This is a genomic window from Pantoea sp. SGAir0183 (assembly GCF_043545505.1).
The window spans coordinates 14,282-31,779 of sequence record NZ_CP028053.1 but is presented as its reverse complement, the minus strand read 5'-3'; the positions used below and the strand labels follow the sequence as shown (position 1 = coordinate 31,779).

At 53.2% G+C, this 17,498-nt stretch carries 17 protein-coding genes and 1 pseudogene; 8 read left to right on the top strand and 10 right to left on the bottom strand.

Annotation, left to right across the window (positions count from 1 at the left end; all coding sequences use genetic code 11):
• Nucleotides 1-294: 294 nt before the first annotated feature.
• The 6 genes from C1N59_RS00150 to C1N59_RS00125 form a co-directional block, all read right to left on the bottom strand.
• Nucleotides 295-711: a VOC family protein gene (locus tag C1N59_RS00150; protein ID WP_164482749.1), complete on the bottom strand. Its 417-nt coding sequence runs from the start codon at nt 709-711 to the stop codon at nt 295-297.
• Nucleotides 712-901: 190 nt separating this feature from the next.
• The gene (locus tag C1N59_RS00145; protein ID WP_394550145.1) at nt 902-2,281 is read right to left on the bottom strand and encodes a carbohydrate porin; all 1,380 of its coding nucleotides are present in this window, start codon (nt 2,279-2,281) and stop codon (nt 902-904) included.
• Nucleotides 2,282-2,471: 190 nt separating this feature from the next.
• Nucleotides 2,472-2,774, bottom strand: coding sequence for a PTS lactose/cellobiose transporter subunit IIA (locus C1N59_RS00140; protein ID WP_033737266.1), 303 nt, complete (start codon nt 2,772-2,774; stop codon nt 2,472-2,474).
• A gap of 11 nt (nt 2,775-2,785) precedes the next feature.
• Nucleotides 2,786-4,168 (bottom strand): glycoside hydrolase family 1 protein, encoded by a 1,383-nt coding sequence (locus C1N59_RS00135; protein ID WP_205950907.1) that lies wholly within the window; start codon nt 4,166-4,168, stop codon nt 2,786-2,788.
• Between the two features lie 12 nt (nt 4,169-4,180).
• Nucleotides 4,181-5,518, bottom strand: a complete 1,338-nt coding sequence (locus tag C1N59_RS00130) for a PTS sugar transporter subunit IIC (protein ID WP_033737270.1) — start codon at nt 5,516-5,518, stop codon at nt 4,181-4,183.
• A 12-nt stretch (nt 5,519-5,530) separates the two neighbouring features.
• Complete coding sequence (locus C1N59_RS00125; protein ID WP_033737272.1) at nt 5,531-5,845, bottom strand: PTS sugar transporter subunit IIB; 315 nt, start codon at nt 5,843-5,845, stop codon at nt 5,531-5,533.
• A gap of 289 nt (nt 5,846-6,134) precedes the next feature.
• Here C1N59_RS00125 and C1N59_RS00120 point away from each other — a divergent pair, with 289 nt between their 5' ends.
• The gene (locus C1N59_RS00120) at nt 6,135-7,091 is read left to right on the top strand and encodes a LacI family DNA-binding transcriptional regulator (protein ID WP_054688619.1); all 957 of its coding nucleotides are present in this window, start codon (nt 6,135-6,137) and stop codon (nt 7,089-7,091) included.
• A 26-nt stretch (nt 7,092-7,117) separates the two neighbouring features.
• Here C1N59_RS00120 and C1N59_RS00115 read toward each other — a convergent pair whose 3' ends face one another.
• The 4 genes and pseudogenes from C1N59_RS00115 to C1N59_RS00100 all read right to left on the bottom strand — a co-directional run bounded on the left by C1N59_RS00115 (nt 7,118) and on the right by C1N59_RS00100 (nt 10,501).
• Nucleotides 7,118-8,251: an ROK family transcriptional regulator gene (locus tag C1N59_RS00115; protein WP_058708572.1), complete on the bottom strand. Its 1,134-nt coding sequence runs from the start codon at nt 8,249-8,251 to the stop codon at nt 7,118-7,120.
• 215 nt (nt 8,252-8,466) lie between these two features.
• Nucleotides 8,467-9,207, bottom strand: coding sequence for a DNA replication protein DnaC (gene dnaC, locus C1N59_RS00110; protein WP_006121359.1), 741 nt, complete (start codon nt 9,205-9,207; stop codon nt 8,467-8,469).
• Nucleotides 9,207-9,743 carry a primosomal protein DnaT gene (gene dnaT / locus C1N59_RS00105; protein WP_006121358.1) on the bottom strand — a complete coding sequence of 179 codons (537 nt, stop codon included), beginning with the start codon at nt 9,741-9,743 and terminating at the stop codon, nt 9,207-9,209. Before dnaT ends, dnaC begins: the two co-directional genes overlap by 1 nt.
• Before the next feature lie 165 nt (nt 9,744-9,908).
• Nucleotides 9,909-10,501, bottom strand: a pseudogene (locus tag C1N59_RS00100) (hypothetical protein).
• A gap of 191 nt (nt 10,502-10,692) precedes the next feature.
• On the opposite strand from C1N59_RS00100, the gene C1N59_RS00095 reads away from it, so the two are divergent.
• From C1N59_RS00095 to C1N59_RS00065, 7 genes are all read left to right on the top strand, one after another.
• The gene (locus tag C1N59_RS00095) at nt 10,693-11,253 is read left to right on the top strand and encodes a DNA-3-methyladenine glycosylase I (protein ID WP_033737277.1); all 561 of its coding nucleotides are present in this window, start codon (nt 10,693-10,695) and stop codon (nt 11,251-11,253) included.
• A 116-nt stretch (nt 11,254-11,369) separates the two neighbouring features.
• Nucleotides 11,370-12,032: an OmpA family lipoprotein gene (locus C1N59_RS00090; RefSeq protein ID WP_006121355.1), complete on the top strand. Its 663-nt coding sequence runs from the start codon at nt 11,370-11,372 to the stop codon at nt 12,030-12,032.
• Nucleotides 12,033-12,193: 161 nt separating this feature from the next.
• Nucleotides 12,194-13,183, top strand: coding sequence for a LacI family DNA-binding transcriptional regulator (locus tag C1N59_RS00085; RefSeq protein ID WP_394550144.1), 990 nt, complete (start codon nt 12,194-12,196; stop codon nt 13,181-13,183).
• Between the two features lie 62 nt (nt 13,184-13,245).
• On the top strand, nt 13,246-14,271 hold the full coding sequence (locus C1N59_RS00080) for a LacI family DNA-binding transcriptional regulator (protein WP_394550143.1): 1,026 nt from the start codon (nt 13,246-13,248) through the stop codon (nt 14,269-14,271).
• Between the two features lie 139 nt (nt 14,272-14,410).
• A complete protein-coding gene (locus C1N59_RS00075; protein ID WP_394550142.1) occupies nt 14,411-15,160 on the top strand; it encodes a sugar phosphate isomerase/epimerase family protein in 750 nt (249 codons plus the stop codon).
• Nucleotides 15,161-15,169: 9 nt separating this feature from the next.
• Nucleotides 15,170-16,123 carry a sugar kinase gene (locus tag C1N59_RS00070; RefSeq protein WP_039339171.1) on the top strand — a complete coding sequence of 318 codons (954 nt, stop codon included), beginning with the start codon at nt 15,170-15,172 and terminating at the stop codon, nt 16,121-16,123.
• Between the two features lie 33 nt (nt 16,124-16,156).
• Nucleotides 16,157-17,437, top strand: a complete 1,281-nt coding sequence (locus C1N59_RS00065; protein WP_039339172.1) for an MFS transporter — start codon at nt 16,157-16,159, stop codon at nt 17,435-17,437.
• Nucleotides 17,438-17,498 lie beyond the last annotated feature (61 nt).

The window sequence follows — 17,498 nt, the reverse complement described above, 5'->3', positions numbered from 1 at the left end:
GCTGAAGACTGGATCAGGAAAATAAAGTAAATAAGCGCAATAAACTCATCGACTGATGCGCTATGCGCATTAATGGCCGTTAACAATTACATTGGGCTATGTGCAACAAGGCTTTAACAAGTTTGCCGGGCGGGTGGACGTTTAACCAGCCCAAAAAACCGAATGCGCGTTTTGTGACAGGGTTCATATGGGTATTTAAAGGAAAAGGGGTAGCGTAAAGCCTTTGTCAGGTTCTATCAGGCGACGCGCGCGTTCGCCCCGTCGCGAGTGAAATCATTCCAGACAGGAGGCGGGTTAGCGGCCGGGCTGAAAAAGCTCGACGAGCATCTTCTCGTTATCATGAATGAAAGCGAAACGATCGCCATCGCCGTTGGGTACGGCACGGGGCGGGGAAACGAGCTCGACACCTTTTGCCTGCAGTTCCGCAACCGCCTCATCGAGATCGTCGACCTGAAGCGCGAAATGGTTGATACCGCCGATTTTCAGATTGGTTTCTGCGCGTTGCCGCTGTGGATCCATCGGGGTAGCCTGCGCATGTTGAAACAGCTCCAGTTTCACATTGCCCCGCGCAATAAAAACAACCTGTACGCCCGGCCAGCCATAATCATACAGACGCGTAAATCCCAGCATCTGGCTATACCAGGCTTCACTGGCTTCAATATCCTGAACCACAATACCGATGTGATGAAATGTATTACCGATTGCCGACATGGTGCTTTTCCTTATCAGGTCGCTGAGGTGAATGTCGCGTTGACACGGCAAGGCGGTGTAGCGCGCCCTTCGTACAGCTTACCACCCAATCGGGCATACGGCAGAAATGCCCGAGGGGCGAGGGTTGCTTATCGTTGCAGGTAAATCCGAACACCGCCTCACACTGGCCGTAGACGACCCGTGTTTCGTCTTAAAACCAGGCTTCCCACATCGCACCCAGATTGAAGTCGTCCAGAATATCGTTTTCCCGGCCATTCACGCGTGCGGTGCGCGCATCATCGACCTTGCCGCCCGTCACATAGAAGCGCAGCATGGGACGGAACTCCGGGCCCATCGCGATAGCGATATTTTGCGACAGCGTCAGCTTCCAGCCGTTGTTGCTACCGCCTGCATCATAGTTGACCCGTTGATAACCGGCTTCGAGCCAGGTGGAGTGCACGTCATTCCAGAAATACATCGGGCGCACAATGGCAGCGTAGTTTTTCCGGTTGTCGCTTTTCAGTCGACTGTTGTCATAATCGTGATAGGCCAGCAGATACTCCACCTGCGCCTGCTGAGTAAACAGGTGCTTACCTTCAAAGCTGGTGTAAAGCGTGCTGAGGCCATGGGTTTTGCTGTAAACGCTGTTATCCGCATTGTCTGAGTAGCGTGCAATCACTTTATTGACGCCATGATCGGTGGTGTGGCTTACGACAAACGCACCCTGCCAGGCGTTGAGGCGATCCTCGCTTTCCACGGCCTTAGAGTCGAAACCGTAATTGGCATACATCTCCAGATCCAGCGGCCCCAGTTTCATGCCGTGGATTTTAGATGTGGCGGCATAGTTTCCTTTATCGCCGGTTCCCGATCCGCCCGTACAGGTAATGCGTGATGGATTGGATTCATCGCTAAGCACTTCAGGATTACAGGATTCCACCGCCGCGACGGCAGCAAGGTCAAATTTTATCCCGCCTACGTCAAAGTCTTTTACGCCCGCGCCCTGACCATCGTGATTCATCCAGAAATAGTCATTGATGTTCTGTTGCGGGCGCTGATGAAAGTCCCGTCCGGCCCAAAGATAGGCATTAGGATTCGAGGCCAGCACATTGGTCACGCCAGCGTAAGCTTTTTTCAGGTTCACTTCATCGCCCCAGTGATCGATCATCACGTTCACGTCCCAGATGGCACCGTTCGTGCTTTTAAACGCTTTAGAGAGCTGGAATTCGCCGCCGTTACCTTCGTTCCCCAGGCGACCAATACCGGAGGCGCCATTGTAAGAGCCATCAACATTGACATACTTTTGGTCACCACTTTGGTAATGCGCGCCATAACGGGCGTAGCCGCTAAACTTCACGCCAAAAGGAATGGCCATATCCGGTGACTGTGCAGGACTCTGCGGTTCTGTTATCACATCCGTTTTTTTCGCGACGGCGGCATCCATCTTAGCCTGACGCTCTGCTAAAGCTTTATCGACGGCTTTGGCGACGATAGCGTCGATTTGTTCCTGCGTGAATTCCTGTGCGAGGCCGGCAATCGGGCACAGCGCGGCGCTCACCGCCAGAGGAAGTGAAAATGTTTTTATCATGTTCATGGTTATCTCGTTTACACCTCATCCTTCGGGTTAACACGAATTAACCCGAAAGACGCGTGCTGTTGTTTTCAGATAATAACCCGCCCGTTTCGGCTTATTGACTGTCACCAAAACAAGTTGATTTGTAGAGTATGTTTTCTTTCCAGAGGGATGTTTTTTGTCAGGCGTTCTCCTGTATTAAGCGATCAAATTACCGTTGATAGAGATGAATTATTTCTTCTGATAATTCACGGGCTAATAGCGACGTCATTAAATGATCCTGAGCATGGACCATAATTAACGTCATCGGCTGTCGGGCCTCGCCAGCATCCTGTTCAATTAACCGGGTTTGCATCTGATGGGCCTTGCGGGAATAGTCGTCGGCCTCTTTGAGGCGCGCATGGGCCTCCTCAAACTCGCCTTGCCGCGCCGCCTGCAGGGCTTCAAAGCACAGGCTGCGGGCGTGTCCTGAATTGACGATAATCGTCATTACAGCGTCTTCAAGTTCAATCATTATTATCGCTCTCAGTCAAAACCGTTATTTTCGGCAACGTTAGCAAACCAATTCCCGCTCTTTTTTATCGTACGTTGTTGTGTTTCCAGATCGAGCTGCACTAAGCCATAGCGATTTTTATAGCCATTCAGCCAGGACCAGTTGTCGATAAAGGTCCACATATGATAACCCAGACAATGACAGCCCTCGCGAATGCCTTTATGCAGCCATTTAAGATGTTCGGAAACAAATTCGATACGGTAATCATCCTGAACTTTACCGTCTTGAATAAAACGCTGTTCATTTTCGACGCCCATTCCATTTTCAGAAATAAAGCAGCGAGGGTTGCCGTAATTATCGCGCAGGTTGATCAGAATATCGTAAATACCCGGCGCATAGATTTCCCATCCGCGGTATGGGTTCATTTGTCGGCCAGGCATGTCGTAATGATCGAATAATGCCTCCGGCATAAACGGTGCGTCAGGGTTGACGGCGCTGTCCCGGCACTTCACCCGGCGCGGTTGATAATAATTGACACCCAGCAGGTCGATGATGCCGTCGGCAAGCAAGGCGCTGTCGCCAGGCAGGCAGTGTGGCAACTGGTCATGCTGTTTTAATAAGTCCAGCAGCGCAGACGGATATTCGCCCTTGAGAACCGGATCGAGAAAGCTGCGGTTAAACAGCAGGTCGGCATGCTGTGCTGCGTTGACATCTGCCGGATTCGTTGAGCGCGGATAGGACGGTGTGAGATTCAGTACCACGCCTATTTCGCCATCATAGCCGCCGTTACGCCAGGCTCGTACCGCCAGGGAATGTGCCAGTACGGTATGAAAGGCCACGGTAGCGGCGCGTTTAAAATCCACCACGTTGGGATAATGAAAATCATACAGATAGCCGCCTTCAACCGGCACAATGGGCTCATTAAAAGTAAACCAGTGCTTCACTTTGTGACCGAACAGCGCGAAACAGCGCTGCGCGTAGCGGCCAAACGCCTGTACCACTTCGCGGTTTTCCCAGCCCCCTTTCTCCTGCAGGGCCAGCGGCATATCGAAATGAAACAGCGTGATAAACGGCGTAATCCCCTGCGCCAGTAATTCATCAATGACCCTGTGATAGAAATCGACGGCCTCGGGATTGATCTCATCCGCTCCGTCCGGCATGAGCCGCGCCCAGCTCAGCGAGGTGCGAAAGCTGTTGTGCTTTAACGCTTTTAGCAGCGCGATATCCTGCCGCCAGTGTTGATAAAAGCCGGAGGTATCGGCCGGACCAATACCGTGATGGAAACGATGCGGCTGGTGTGCGAACCAGTGATCCCAGGTGGTGGCGCTTTTACCGCCCTGAAGGCTACAGCCTTCGGTTTGCAACGCCGAACTGGCGCTGCCCCACCAGAAATTGTCGGGAAAACGGTAGTGCATGTGACTGACTCCTTAAGCCTGGGGATGACCGTGCACGGTATTGCCTGCGGGCACGGTATCCTGAATTTTTTTCTCTTCTGCTTTGATCAGGCTGCGTTCGTAAGCGCGCAGAAAAGGTAAGTACATCAGTGCCGACATCACCATGCAGATCAGGCACATGACCAGTGGACTAAGCGCCCAGTTGGCCGCCCAGGAAGCACCAATCGGCGCGGGCGTCGTCCAGGGCGTCAGCGAAACGACCTGCGCAACCCAGCCCAGTTTTGTGGCGGTATAGGCCAGAACGGCATTAATCATCGGGACGCAGACGAAGGGAATAAACAGCAGGGGATTCATGATGATGGGCGCACCAAATAAGATCGGCTCATTGATATTAAAGAAGCTGGGAACCACGCCCATTTTGCCGATGGTACGCAGATGCAGCACCCGGCTGCGCAGCAGTAAAAAGGCCAGCGGCAAAGTGGAACCGACGCCGCCGATAAGCAGATAGTGATCCCAAAAGCCCTGCAGATAGACATGGGGCAGCGCCGCACCGGCTGCCAGAGCGGCCTGATTGGCGGAGAGATTAGCCATCCAGAAGGGATTCATGATGCCAGTGACGATGAGTGCGCCATGAATACCGGCGAACCAAAAAATCTGGCACAGCAGCACCGACAGCAAGATGGCTGGCAGGGAATCCGAGGCGGATACCAGCGGTTCCAGCAGATGCATAATCGCCTGAGGAATAATCATGCCCGTTTTGGCTTCAATAAACAGATTAAGCGGATGCAGGGTGCCAATGATCACCAATACCGGAATTAAAATCTCAAAAGAACGGGCGACGCCAGTGGGGACTTCTTTGGGCAGGCGAATCGTGACGTTATGCTGTTTGAGCCAGGCATAAACACGGGTGGCATAAATCGCGGTAATCAGGGCCGTAAAAATTCCCTGACCGGACAGGTACTGCGTAGAGATCTTTTCATCAGCATAGGGCGCTGCCACCAGTAAAAAGGCCATAAAAGCCAGTAAACCTGACATGATGGGATCAAGGTTGAACTGTCGGCCCAGACTGGCACCGATGCCGACTGAGATAAAGAAGGTCATGACGCCCATGCTGAGATTAAACGGCAGCATCAGTTGCTGGCGATAAGTGACCGAAAAGTCGAGCCAGGCCCGGGCAAAGCTGTTGGTGGTATCCGCTGAAAAGGGCGGGAAAATAAACACCAGCATGAACGAGCCAATAATCATAAACGGCAGGGCCGCCGTAAAACCATCACGAATAGCGATAACGTACTTTTGCTGACCCAATTTTCCGGCGAGGGGCGTAATAGCCTGTTCAATCACCGTCACCATTGACTGATATAACGAACCCATAAATGACACCTTTTAGTGTGTCGCTTCAATAAGCGACAGAGCGTAATCCAGCACGTTGTCACCGCGTTGCATACCGTAGTCCGTCATATCAATAGCCCGGACAGGAATACCGTGGGTGGCAGCTTTTTCTGAAAGCGTGTTTAACATGTACTTCACTTGCGGGCCGAGTAGCACAACCTGATACGTTGGAAACTGCGTATCAAACTCGGCAATGCCCCAGGCATCAATCTGCACAGCGAGGCCACGCTGATCCGCCACCTCTACCATTTTGCGCACCAGCATGCTGGTGGACATACCTGCCGAACAGCACAACATAATCCTGATCATGAGAACGCTCCTTTACGTGTAAAACTTGTTACGGAGATGATTTGATACGATATGGAAACCGGTTTCCATTTGTCGCAAAAGGAAGTGTGACAGGCATCATGCTCTGGCTGATAACGGGTGTTTAATTACGATTCAGATCACTAAATTAAGCGGTAAAAATCATTATTGAGTAGAAACGGAAAATCGGTTTCCATGAAAAAATGAAAACGCTATACTGCCTGTGGCGAAAAATTAAGCCGCCGTTTCGGTCAGTTTTCAGGGAGCCGTTTGGTTCTGTTAGGGGAAAATGATGTCTACTATCAACGATGTATCGCGACTGGCTGGCGTGTCAAAAGCCACCGTATCGCGCGTGTTGAGTGGGTCACGTGGGGTGAAAGAGGCCAGTCGGGCTGCGGTGTTAAAAGCGGTGGATGAACTGAATTATCGTCCAAATGTCATCGCCCAGTCACTACTGAGTCAGTCTACGGGCTGTATCGGTGTTATTTGTGCGCAGGAAAATATCAATCAGACGACGGGTTACCTTTATGCGCTGGAGAAACATTTCAGTCAGCATCAAAAACACCTGTTACTTCGTTTCGCCAACACGAAAGCGGACGTGATGACCTGCCTCAGTGAGTTGACCTGTGGGTTATGTGATGACGTCTTAATTATCGGCGCGCGCTTTCCGTTAAACCTGCGTCAGCCAAACGTGATGCTGGTGGATTGTCTGGAATCCGGCGAAGAAGTGAACAGTATCCAGCGTGATCATGCTTTTGCAGCGGAAACGGCCTGTAACTATCTTATCAGTCAAAATCGTCGTCAAATTGCTCTGATTCATCCCGAGGGCATGGGCTTTGCCGATCAGGTTCTGCTGGGCTATAAACATGCCCTGGAAAAAAATTTCCTGCCTTTTAACCGTAATCTGGTCTTTATGGACACGCCATCTTCTTCAGTGGCGTTGCAGGAACTTCTGAACAATGCCTCCACGCTCAATTTCAATGCATTGCTGGTGGCCGATGAACAGCAGGCACAAAAAGTGATTCCTCAGTTGCAGGCGTTCAATAAGCAGGTGCCAAAAGACATTATGGTCTTTAGTCTGGCCGGCACGCTGGATCTGCCCGGTATCCCGACGATTCCGGCTATCTCATATTCAATGGATGCCATGGCCGCGCGTATTGTGAAGGCACTGAATCAACAGACGCAGAGCGTGTTACATTCCTCAGTAATGCGTGGCGATCTGGTTATTCCCGATTTTCGCCAGCGCTAAGCCACCGGGCCACGCTCAGTGGCCTGTTACTCGAGACGCTGCTCCATCTGTTCGATAATGGCCAGCGCCAGCCCGGTTGCCGGGGCCAGATGCGATTGCAGAAAATGTACCTGCGTATGGGCCGCAATAAACGCCAGTTTGTTGGCCTGCGTCTGATTGAGCACGGCCTGGCAAAAGGTCGGGCTGATGCTCCAGGGACAGTCAATGATGATCGTGGCAGGATTCAGTAATAACATGATTTGGCTGAGCGCGATGCCCAGATAGTTGCCTGCCAGCTGCATCACTTCATTTACGACATTCGGTGCGCTGTCACGACTGTGCCAGGTTAATCCCGGCTGACGCTGGGCAAGCTGTTGGTTAATGGCAGGTTTGCTGATCATCGCCTCCAGACAACCCTGTCGATTACAGCTACAGCGAGGGCCATTTGGCTGGACGGTAAGATGTCCTGCTTCACCAGCGGTCCAGCTGTTGCCGGTGAAAACCACGCCATGCTGCACCAGCGCGCCGCCAATGCCTTCCGCAATGCGCAAATAAAAATGCCCGCTTTCGGCGGGCAGATTGAGCTGTTGCACAGACAGCAGCGCAGCGGCCCTGACGTTATTCATAATCCGAATCGGCAAGGCGATCTGTTTGCGCAGATCACTGGCCAGGTCAACATTCTGCCAGCCCAGGTGGGTCGATAAATGCATCCAGCCTCGCCGTGAATCGACGACACCGGGAAACCCCAGCCCAATTCCCAGCAGCCCTGGCCAGGCTTCCATCAGTTTTTCGCACAAGGCGCCGATTTCAGCCAGGATCGGGCCAGGTTTACTGGTGTCCGTCCGTATTGTCTGTTCGGCAAGCGGTTGTGAAAAGTAATCGCAGATCTGCCAGTGAATCAGGTTTTTTTCCACCATGATACCGGCACTGACCAGCTTTTCCGGGCGCAGGGTAATGTGAATTTTAGGACGGCCAGCCGAAGAAACGCTGGCTTTACCTAGTTCCTGAACCCAACCGTTTTCCAGCAGATCATCAATAATCTGCGAAACGGTATTTTTGCTGAGCGCCAGTACCTGCGCCAGATCCTGGCGCGATGTGATGCGCAGCTGACGCAGTTGAGCCATTACGCGCTTTTGATTATTCAGCCGCATCAATGCAGGCCCTTTGCCAGTTGCTCTCATGACGGCTTACCCCAGAGGTGCACAGCGGCGAGGGAACGCCCACCGCCAACGAAGTCTTATTAGTTTGATGTCTAATGAAAACTTAGCATTGGGCAGAGAGGGCTGCCAAATAGCAATGTCCTCTGAATAAGGGGATTACGTCAGAAATGGGGGCCAGGCCACACGATCATGCAACTGGGGAGTAACCCTACCGCCCGCTTCAGCGGGCAGCAACATCAGTATTCGTCACCCCGGACGCGGCTGCGATAGCTTTCCCAGTCGAAGCGCACCCACAGGCTGTTACCTAAACGCATACGATCCATCACGCGTTCACCTAACAGGGCGTTCATGCCGGTGGGATCGAGATTGGTGAGCATCCCCGTCGGACGTTTAGATGACGAGCGGCGGTCAACAATCTGGTTAATAATCACTTTTTCGTAGCGCGATTCACTCTGCATACCAATCTCATCAATGACCAGCAAATCCACGCTGCTCAGATCCTGAATCAGTCGCTCTTCGGTGATATCACTGCTGCCGCTGAACGTTCCTTTCATGCTGGACATCAGATCCGCGACAGTCACGATAAGCACGCTCTTGCCACGCAAAATCAGATCGTTACCGATGGCGGCAGCCAGATGATTTTTCCCTGTGCCCGGCCGACCTGCAAAGACAAAACTGGCAATGTTTCCTTCAAAATTAGCAGCATACTGGCGCGCCTGCTCCAGGGCTTTGCGCTGACCTTCATTCTCGACGCGGTAGTTGTCGAATGAGCAGTTAATATGCAGATCACGAATCCCAGAACGCCCCATGATACGCTGCATTTTCATCGCGCGGTTTTCTCGCACAATCGCTTCTGAACGCAACCGCCCCTGTTCCTGGTTCCAGGCCAGCAACTCTTCACCATTAGTGAATTTGGGACGGGTTCCTGCTGGCATCATTCTTTTCAGACGGTTAAACAGATCGTTGGGCGTTTTCATTACTCACCTCGGAAACCATCGGGAATATCGTAGTCAGTACTGCTGATCTGCGTAATATCGCGACGCGGCTGTCCGCCATTGGCGGCGCGGTTCATCTGCAGGCTACGCGCCAGCTTCTGTTGCCACTGTACATGATGAAAAAGGCGGCCTTCGGCCTGCCAGTAAGCCACAAAGGCGGCCAGCTCTGCCGCCGTCACCGGCTCGCTGAGCGCGACGCCCCAGATTGCTGCCTGGCGGGTAAAGTCGGCGTCAGGCTGCCAGCCGTCATACATGGCAAACTTGCCGACGGGTTTATGCAGCGTAGCAGAAACATCGTCATACAGACTGTCATCCAGCGCCACATCACTGGGTTGCTGAGCGGCGGCTTCAAGGGCTAATAACTGTGCAAGACGCGCGGGAGTGAGGGCATACATCACTGGCGTGTAATTATCCAGCACCGCCAGCATGCCGTCTTCAGCCTGCTGTAAGGCGCTCTGCGGGTCCTGACGGAAAGCCTCCAGACCGATTAGCGTTGACGTTAAGATTTTGACTGACATGAAAAGACCTGCGGTTAACTTACACCCAACACCGGATCACCTGTCGCGGTGCAGAAGGGCATATTGTACCTTTTTTAAGGCGCGGGATCGCTGAAAAAGCGTTGCCGGCGATCTCCCCGGCGAGCGCCTGTTATGCAACCGTGGGGCGGACAGAGACTTGCGCGTTCACGGCCGGGTTTGCCACAGATAGCGCAGACCGGCCTGTATCCCAGCAGCTCTACCCCTTCTTCGGCCATGTTTTTTACCCCGCGGTTGTAATGATCGGGCATCAGGTGTTGCCAGAGGGTGTTCATGCCAAACAGACGTGAGAAAACCAGCACAATCATCAGTCCGGTCGCCATCACGGGCCAACGGTTATGGTGCAGCAGGTTCGCCAGCGTACGGAGCGTCTGCCTGGGAGTACGCATGGCGACGGCGAAACTCGCCAGTGCGGTCGCCAGTGCAAACCACACCCAACTGCCGTGACGAACAAGATCGAAGAAGAAATCCAGCTCGCGGATAAGCATACAGCTGTAAAAACCGGCTATTAAGGTTAATCCACCGCACTGGTCGGGACGGTGTCGTGCGGCAATATAAAATGCGCCGGCGAGACTAACTAACAACAGTTCCTGTGTGGTTTCAGTAAAAGAGGCTTCGTGCAGCGCGTTATCCATCCACACCACATCCATATAGAGGGGGACAAGCATGAAGGTGATAAACAGGGAGGCAAAAAGGAATACCGTGATTTCACGGCCGATAAGAATGACTTCGTTACGCATGGAATGACCTGAAAATGACTATCGTTATCATTGTATTCGCCTGGCGTGGGGCTGCCTTCGCTTTCAATGCTTTACGGATTTGGTGGTGACTATGGAAGCCGCCTCGCATTTTGTCATGTGGCGGGTTCAAATGGTGGCGGTTTCCCTCTACCATCGGTCAACAAACTGGCGCTTTATAAAGGAATACCATGATGCAACGATGCGGCTGGGTTACGCAGGATCCCCTCTATCTGGCTTACCATGACAATGAGTGGGGCCGTGCGCAGAGAGATAAACTGGCGCTGTTTGAAATGCTGTGTCTGGAAGGTCAACAGGCCGGGTTATCCTGGATTACGGTGCTGAAAAAGCGCGAGAATTACCGCGCGGCCTTTCACCAGTTTGATCCGCAGGCGGTGGCATTGATGAACGATCAGGACGTTGTCCAACTTATGCAAAACAGCGGCATCATCCGTCACCCGGGTAAAATTGCGGCGATTATTGCCAACGCCAGAGCGATGCTGGCGATGGAGGCGGAAGGGGAAGATTTTGCCCATTTCGTCTGGCAGTTCGTCGATAACCAGCCAATTGTTCACCACTATGCGGATTACAAACAGAGCCCGACCACCTCTCCGCAGGCTATAGCACTCTCTAAAGCATTAAAGACGCGTGGTTTCAAATTCATCGGTCCGACAATTTGTTACTCCTTTATGCAAGCCTGCGGCCTGATTAACGATCACCAAACCAACTGCTTTTGCCATCCTGATAACATTTAACACCGCTCCTTTACAAAATAAGACATTGTCTCAGGATTTCCCTCACTTTTACGCGGCATAATCAGGGCCAGTAAGGGGCCGGGGCGCCCCGATTAGAGAAACCCAAGGGACACATAATGCAGAAAAAATTGATTGCCATCTCGTTATTAATCAGCGGTAGCCTGGTGATATCCGGTTGTACCACGAATCCCTATACCGGCGAGTCGCAGGCCGGAAAATCCGGCGTGGGGGCAGGTCTTGGTGCATTAGTCGGCGCCGGTGTGGGCGTGCTTTCATCCTCGAAGAAAGATCGGGGTAAAGGGGCACTCATCGGTGCCGCCAGCGGCGCAGCCTTAGGCGGCGGTGTGGGGTATTACATGGATGTTCAGGAAGCCAAACTGCGCGATAAAATGAAGGGTACGGGCGTCAGTGTGACGCGACAGGGCGACAATATTGTGTTGAATATGCCAAACAATGTGACCTTCGATTCCAGCAGCAGCAGTCTGAAGCCAGCCGGTGCCAATACCCTGACCGGCGTCGCAATGGTACTAAAAGAGTATCCGAAAACGGCCGTAAACGTGGTGGGGCATACGGATAGTACGGGTTCGCGCGCATTGAATATGCGCCTGTCACAGCAGCGCGCAGAAAGCGTGGCCAGCGCCTTGATCGTACAGGGCGTGGCGGCTGACCGTCTGCATACGCAGGGTGTCGGCCCCGACAGCCCCATTGCGACCAACAGTACTGAAGCAGGCAAAGCCCAAAACCGCCGGGTTGAAATTACGCTGAGCCCGTTAAATTGATCATTTCGCCCCCTGTCACTGGGGGCGAAAGACATGCTACTGTCAGTTATTCGACAATTTTTAGACAATAAACTCGGTAAGGTTTCCAGTTGGTGCCTGTACACAGTGCCAGTTAACGCTTTATGCCAGCATGGTTCAAATTGAACAATGGATAACGCATCATGTCACTTAAAGCCATTGCGTCAGTCCTGGGGCTCTCAGTAACCACCGTGAGTCGCGCCCTGAATGGGTATGAGGATGTAGCAAAACACACACGTCAGCGCGTGGAAGAAGAAGCCCGGCGACGTGGCTACCGTCCTAATGTAGCTGCCCGGCGTTTAAAAACCGGACGCGCTAACGCGGTCGGCGTCGTCTACCCGATGAGCGCCCCGCCCCTCAGCGATATCCATTTCAATAAGATATTACTGGTGCTGGACCAGCGTCTTTCCCACTATGATATCGACCTGCTGTTGCTGACGGATAAACCCTGTGACGGACAGCGTTCACTGATGCGTATGCTACGCAGTCGCGTGGTCGATGCGCTAATCATCACGCACACCTTGCCGCAGGACGAACGCCTGCGCTGCCTACAGCAGAAGGGCTTTAATTTTCTCTCGCTGGGGCGCACTGATGCACAGCAAAATCATGCCTGGTTTGATGTCGATAACGCCGCAGGTTCCGCGCTGGCGGTAAAACACTGCCTGACCCAGGGCATGCAGCGCATCGCCTTTCTCGGGGGAAACGAACGCTGTACGTTTGTTCGCGATCGCCGTCAGAGCTACCTGAACGCCCTGGATTCCGTACCACCTTATGCCACTGCGGCGGTTGCTCCCTCGCGCCGCGCAGGGTATCAACAAGTCTCCGCCTGGCTGGCTGAAGGACTACAACCTCAGGCCATTATTACTGATAGCAGTACGCTGGCCGAAGGCGCGTTAATGGCGCTTCAGCAGGCAGGACGACTGCAGGGTAAGGATGCCATCACTTTGATGGCCTGGGATGGACTCCCGGTTGACGCCATCATTGATTTTCCGGTTATTGCGATTCGTCAGGCCAGTGAGCAGGAAAGAGGCGAACAGCTTGCGACCATGGTGATGCAGTTACTGGACGGCGCACCGCTGGCCCGGCTACAGGTCTTGTGGCAACCCAGTCTGCAACTGCCCGCACAGCGCTAACGTGTTTGCCATGCCGGACGCCTGTGGTAGTCTCGCGGCATGCGTAATTTGCGGAATATTCTATGAAAATCAGGCCTTCTCGCGCCACTATTAGCGATGTTGCCCGCGCGGCAAAAACCGGGAAAACCAGCGTCTCGCGTTATCTTAACGGCGAACAGCATGTGCTTTCTCCCGACTTAAAAGCGCGCATTGAACAGGCAATTAGCGATCTTAACTATCGGCCAAGCCAGATGGCGCGCGGGCTTAAACGGGGGCGAACCCGGCTAATCGGGTTAATCATTGCCGATATCACCAATCCCTATTCCGTGGACGTTATGTGCGGCATTGAAGCGGCCTGTCGTGCCTGCGGCTTTACATTGCTTATGTGTAACACCAACAATGAAGTCGATCTTGAACAGCATTATTTGCAGTTGCTGAGTAGCTATCAGGTTGAAGGCATTGTCGTTAACGCGGTAGGTATGCATGAAAAGGTACTGAGCCGGCTGCAGCAATCTTTGCTGCCGATGGTGCTGATTGACCGAAAAATCCCCGATTTTCCCTGTGATGTGGTGGGCCTGAATAATGCTGAAGCGGCAGAAACGGCCACCGATCACTTAATTGATAACGGTTATGAGGCGCTGCTGTTTTTGAGTGAACCCTTAGGCAGCGTGAATACCCGTCGTGAGCGCCTGCAGGCGTTTCGCCAGCGTCTGGCTGCGCATCCGGCCATCCTCCATGAAAATGCAGAAGTCTCGCTGCATCAGCCCGATGTGATGGATACCGTCTTGCATGACTTCTGTCAGCGTCATGCAGACAGGCGTTGCGCAGTTATGGTGGCAAACGGTGCGCTGACCTTACAGGTGGCCCGTTCCCTTCAGCGTCTAAATTTGCACTGGGGAAGCGATATGGGTCTATTGGGGTTTGATGAGCTGGAGTGGGCGGCGCTGGCAGGTGTCGGGATTACCACGCTTAAACAGCCCACCTGGCAGATTGGCTACCATGCGCTGGAGCGCCTGATTTCGCGTATCGAAGGCCACGATCATCCTCCCTGTGAGCAGGTTTTTTCGGGTGAACTGATTGTCCGGGGATCAAGCCAGCGTCTTCGCTAATTTTCAGATTGTTCCCTTCACTTACGTGCTCGCTTCGTGAGCACGATCATAATTCCGCATTTTGCTACTTTGCTTTGGAACCGGTTCCATTTAACGTTTTTATAACGTTAATACCGATTTTCCCCCTCAGGAGTCCGCAATGGAGCCCGAAATTATCGTCGTCACGGCGGCTTATGGATATCAACAGATTGCTGCGCTGGGCGGACAAAGGGCGCTCTTACCGATCATTCAGAAGGCTGGTGCGGACGGTGTGGAAATCCGTCGCGAATTGTTCGATGACACGACTTTCGATGACCTGCCCGCGCTGGCGCTGGCCATTGATCAGCACCGGCTGCGCGCCAGCTATTCTGTACCCGATACCTTGTTCAGTGAGGACGGCAAGCTGAACCCTTTGCTGACGCGTTATTTTACCGAAGCTCGTCAACTAAACGCGCAGAGACTAAAGGTGGCGCTGGGCAATTTTACGGGGGCTCTGTACAGCGAAACACTGCGCATGCTGATTGCGGAATATGGCGTGCCGCTGACCGTGGAAAATGACCAGACAGTGCACGGCAAACTGCAACCGATGCTGCGCTTTTTTAACGCTGCCCGTGAGGCGGCATTGCCGATTGGCATGACTTTCGATATGGGGAACTGGCACTGGACAGGCGAAAACCCGGAGCAGGCCGCAGTCCTGCTGACCGACCAGGTGGGTTACGTGCACGTCAAATCAGCGGTGCCGCAGGGGAAAAGCTATCGCGCTATTGCGCTCGACGATGCCGGACCGGGCTGGCAAGACCTGTTGCATCGGCTACCGGCGAGAGCCCCTCGCGGTATTGAATTTCCGCTGGAAGGCGACAATCTGATTGCGGTTACGCGCCATTATGTGACGCTGCTGCGTAATGTCTGAGGAGTAAAAATGACGACTCATCCTAACGGTACGCTTGATGTCATCACGATCGGCGAAGCCATGGCCATGTTTGTCGCCCGCGAAACGGGTGATTTGGCTGCAGTAGAAACATTTATCAAACGCGCCGCAGGTGCAGAACTGAATGTCGCCATCGGTCTGGCACGCCTCGGGCTGAAAGTAGGCTGGGTGAGCCGTATTGGACAGGACGCGTTTGGTCGTTTTATTTGTCAGGTGCTGGATAAAGAAAATATCGACCATCGTCAGGTGACCGTCGATCCGCGCTATCCCACGGGCTTTCAGCTTAAATCTAAAGTGGATGATGGTTCCGATCCGCTCGTGGAATATTTCCGCAAAGGCTCCGCTGCCAGTCATCTGTCACCCGAGGATTTTGACCACGATTATTTTGGCTCTGCACGCCATTTGCATCTGAGCGGCGTGGCGGCAGCAATATCAGACAGTTCGCTTGAGCTGACCAGGCATGCTGCGAAAGAGATGCGGGCGCGGGGTAAAACAATTTCCTTTGATCCTAATCTGCGTCCGGTGCTGTGGCGCAGCGAAGAGGAAATGCGTAAGCAGCTCAATCTGTTAGCGGAATACGCAGACTGGGTACTGCCCGGTGAAAAAGAGGGTTACATCTTAACCGGCTATCGCCAACCGCAGGATATTGCCGATTTTTATCTCGATAAAGGGGTAAAAGCGGTGGTGATTAAAACCGGCGGCGAGGGCGCCTGGTATAAGACAGCCGGGGGTGAGCAGGGCCAGGTGGCGGCAATCAAAGTTGATCAGGTTGTGGACACGGTCGGGGCCGGAGATGGGTTTGCCGTGGGAGTCATAAGTGCATTGCTGGAAGGGAAACCACTGATAGAGGCGATTCGCCGGGGGAACAAAATTGGTTCACTGGCGATTCAGGTGAGTGGTGACAGCGAAGGTTTGCCGACGCGTCAGCAGTTAGGTGATGTGTAGCCCGGCCCGCAAACAGAAACAGAGGAGTTCCCGATGAAAACGCAGATTATCGCGCCTAAACGCTGGTGGTTCATTATGCCCATCGTGTTTATCACCTACAGTCTTGCCTATCTGGATCGGGCAAATTTTAGCTTCGCATCCGCCGCTGGCATCAATGACGATCTGGGCATTACCAAAGGAATGTCTTCCCTGCTGGGTGCGTTGTTCTTTCTGGGGTATTTCTTTTTTCAAATCCCTGGGGCGATCTATGCGGAGCGCCGCAGTGTAAAAAAACTGATCTTCTGGTGCCTGCTGTTGTGGGGCGGCTGTGCTTCACTCACCGGCGTTGTCAGCAACATCCCTGTGCTGGCGGCGATTCGCTTTGTGCTGGGGGTTGTCGAGGCTGCGGTAATGCCTGCTATGCTGATTTACATCAGTAACTGGTTTACAAAATCTGAGCGCTCGCGGGCAAACACCTTTTTAATTCTCGGTAATCCCGTCACGGTCCTGTGGATGTCCGTGGTTTCAGGGTATCTGATAGAAGCGTTTGGCTGGCGGGAAATGTTTATCTTCGAAGGCATTCCTGCGGTGATCTGGGCCATTGCCTGGTGGTTTATGGTACAGGATAAGCCTGCGCAAGCGCGCTGGATGAGCGATGCAGAAAAAGCCGCGCTACAGGCCGCGCTGCAAAAAGAGCAAGAAAGCATCAAAGCAGTGCGCAACTACGGCGAAGCCTTTCGCAATCGTAACGTGATCATTCTCTGTATGCAGTACTTTGCCTGGAGTATTGGCGTTTACGGTTTTGTCCTGTGGCTGCCTTCAATTTTGCGCAACGGTACACAAATGGGCATGGTGGAAGCGGGCTGGTTATCGGCTGTGCCTTATCTGGCAGCCACGATTGCGATGGTGGTGGTGTCCTGGGCATCGGACAAAACGCAAAACCGTAAACTGTTTGTCTGGCCACTGTTGCTGGTGGGTGCCTTCGCCTTCCTCGGTTCGTACATGGTAGGTTCGGGCAATTTTTGGCTGTCTTATACATTGTTAGTCGTCGCCGGTGCCGCGATGTACGCGCCTTATGGCCCGTTCTTTGCCATTATTCCGGAAATGCTGCCCCGCAATGTTTCCGGCGGCGCAATGGCGCTTATCAACAGTATGGGGGCGTTGGGCTCGTTTATCGGCTCCTGGATTGTGGGTTATCTGAACGGGGCAACCGGCAGTCCTTCGGCCTCCTATATTTTTATGGGTGGCGCACTACTGCTGTCCGTGGTCCTGACGCTTATCGTCAAACCCGCACAAAATAAGGCGCCTCCGCTACAAGGCGCGAAACCGGCCTGAAAGCGTAAGCGTTAGCATCTTCTCCGGGCGACCTTTGTGTTGCCCGTCATTTATTTACAGG